General features: G+C 58.7%; 2 protein-coding genes. Both read left to right on the forward strand.

Features of this window, described 5'->3' with window-relative positions; translation table 11 throughout:
* Window positions 1–1,712, forward strand: a 1,712-nt coding sequence (glmS, locus tag EPO09_RS21000; RefSeq protein ID WP_290646347.1) for a glutamine--fructose-6-phosphate transaminase (isomerizing), incomplete at its 5' end; no start/stop codon positions are given.
* 232 nt (window positions 1,713–1,944) lie between these two features.
* Complete coding sequence (locus tag EPO09_RS21005; RefSeq protein WP_290646349.1) at window positions 1,945–2,607, forward strand: hypothetical protein; 663 nt, start codon at window positions 1,945–1,947, stop codon at window positions 2,605–2,607.
* Window positions 2,608–2,988: the final 381 nt, after the last annotated feature.

The following is a 2,988-nucleotide window of genomic DNA, read 5'->3' on the forward strand; positions in this document are numbered from 1 at the left end:
CCACAACAGAAGGCATCAACAGCACCCTGGGCATCGCCCACACCCGCTGGGCCACCCACGGCGTGCCCGCTGTGCGCAACGCTCACCCGCACTTCTCGCACGGCCCTGGCGCCGATGCGCCTGACACCAAGCCCGGTCGCGTGGCCCTGGTGCACAACGGCATCATCGAGAACCACGAAGAACTGCGCCGCGAACTGCAGGCCAAAGGCTATGTTTTCCTGAGCCAGACCGACACCGAAGTCATCGCCCACCTGGTCGATCACCTGTATGACGGCGACCTGTTCGCTGCCGTGAAGGCCGCCACGCTGCGCTTGACCGGCGCTTACGCCATTGCCGTGTTCCACCGCGACGAACCCCAGCGCGTGATCGGTGCCCGCTATGGCTCGCCGCTGATCATGGGCGTGGGTGGTGCCGATGCCACCGAGCGCTTCCTGGCGTCTGATGCCATGGCCCTGGCCGGCGTGACCGACCAGATCGTTTACCTGGAAGAGGGCGACGTGGTGGACCTGCAGCCCGGCCGCCACTGGATCGAACACCGCAAGGTTGGCGAAGCGCAGCATAGCCGCGTGGAGCCCGATCAGCGCCCCGTGCGCACCGTGACCGCACACAGCGGCGCCGTGGAGCTGGGCCCGTATCGTCACTACATGCAAAAGGAAATCTTCGAGCAGCCGCGCGCCATTGCCGACACGCTCGAAGGTGTCGAGGCCATCACGCCCACGCTGTTTGGCGACGGTGCCGAAGCCGTGTTCAAGCAGATCGACCGTGTGCTGATCCTGGCTTGCGGCACCAGCTATTACTCGGGCTCGACGGCCAAGTACTGGCTCGAATCGATTGCCAAGATTCCCACGCAAGTGGAGATTGCCAGCGAATACCGCTACCGCGACAGCGTGCCTGACCCACGCACCCTGATCGTGACCATCAGCCAGTCTGGCGAAACGGCCGACACGATTGCCGCGCTCAAGCACGCACGCAGCCTGGGCATGGAACAGACGCTGACCATCTGCAACGTGAGCACGAGTGCCATGGTGCGCGAATGCAAGCTGCACTACGTGACGCGCGCCGGTGCTGAAATCGGCGTGGCCTCGACCAAGGCCTTCACCACCCAGCTGGCCGCCTTGTTCCTGCTCACGCTGACCCTGGCCAAGCTGCGCGGCAACCTGAGCGCCGAAGAAGAAGCCAAGCACCTGACGGCCATGCGCCACCTGCCTGCCGCGCTGCAAGCCGTTCTGGCTCTAGAGCCGCAAGTGGTGGCCTGGGCCGAAGCCTTTGCCCGCAAAGAGAACGCCTTGTTCCTGGGCCGTGGCCTGCATTACCCCATCGCGCTGGAAGGCGCCTTGAAGCTCAAGGAAATCAGCTACATCCACGCCGAGGCCTACCCCGCAGGCGAGCTCAAGCACGGCCCGTTGGCCCTGGTCACGGCCGAGATGCCCGTGGTGACCGTGGCCCCCAACGATGCCCTGCTGGAAAAGCTCAAGAGCAATATGCAGGAAGTGCGCGCACGCGGCGGCGAACTGTATGTGTGCGCCGATAGCGACACGCACATCCAGGCCGAACCTGGCCTGCATGTGATCCGCCTGCCAGAGCACTACGGTGCGCTGTCAGCCATCCTGCACGTGGTGCCACTGCAGTTGCTGGCGTATCACACGGCTTGCGCGAAGGGTACGGACGTTGACAAGCCTCGTAACCTCGCGAAGAGCGTGACGGTGGAGTGATGGAAAAAGGGCCTTCGGGCCCTTTTTTTTGCCCTTTGTTTCATGTAGGCTTCAAGCCTTATAAGCAACAAAAAATGGGAGTCAGTTGATGCCGAATCGCCTTTGGATTTAGACCATTGATTGCGCGCCTCTCTGTTGGGTAAGGTGTTTCTTCGCGTTGACGTGCTCACGCTGAAGGCCCTGTGCGCATATATCCAGCAAGTCTTGTTTACTTCACAGATTGCTTTTGATTATGAAAAAATTGATTCGCCGAGCGGCGGTCTGCATTTTTGCATTGAGCCTGAGCGTGGATCTCATGGCCGAGGGTATAGCGGATTCGGCGGCGTTGTTCCTTAAGGCAGATCCAGGGAACTACATCGGATTCAACCTGCCGACAGAAGGTCAGACATTCGTTAACGGGACGGGGCAGCAGGCATTTAGAACGTATCTATGGGGCCCAGATGTCACTGTTTTCTATTCAGGCTGGCCGCAAGACTTCTCTTTGACATTCAGTGCACCTCGATATAGTGCGGTGGATAACCTTGTCCAGACGCGGCCTTTAGAGGTGGGTTTTTATGACAATGCCCGCAGGCCCATCTCCGGATCAGACCTGAACCCCGGTATGGAGGTTAGTGGTTTTGCTCGTGGTTACAACAAGTTGTCGGGTTGGTTTAATGTCTTGGAAGTGAGTCAGGACATCTTCGGCGAGATCACTTCGCTAGCAGTTGACTTTGCGGAGTATGGCGAGACATTGAACAAGTCCGGACCGGCGTTGTACGGGTCATTCAGATATAACTCTGCGATCCCACTGACCGCGACCATCCCAGAGCCCGGGTCTCAAGTCCTATTTCTAATTGGCTGTCTTGGCCTGATTTTGAGTGTCCAGGCAACCCGTTCGGTACGCGGCGGTCAATAAGTCAACCAGAGAGCTTGTTATGTATTCAATTTTTTGCAGAGTGGCATTGTGCGTTGCCCTGACCTCGGGTGCCATAAGTGGCGCGCATGCAGCTGATCTGATTGCGCAGACGGGGAGCGTTTTTCTGCATGCAGATGAAGGCTCTTACTTGGGATACTCGATCTCATCTACTAGTCAGACCTTGACTCATGGGGTTAACGGGGTCTTCCACAGTAACTTGATAGGAACTTACGATCCCTACATCACCGTTTCGGCGGATGACAGATGGTCTTTCATGTTTGAAGCGCCGCGCGAGAACAACCCCGCCAACCCCAGCGGACGCGTACCCCTAAAGGTAGGTTTTTACGACAACGCTGTCAGGTATCCGTTTAATCCGGATGG

Origin of the sequence: Aquabacterium sp. (assembly GCF_004297345.1) — a bacterium.
Classification (GTDB): Bacteria; Pseudomonadota; Gammaproteobacteria; order Burkholderiales; family Burkholderiaceae_C; genus Aquabacterium.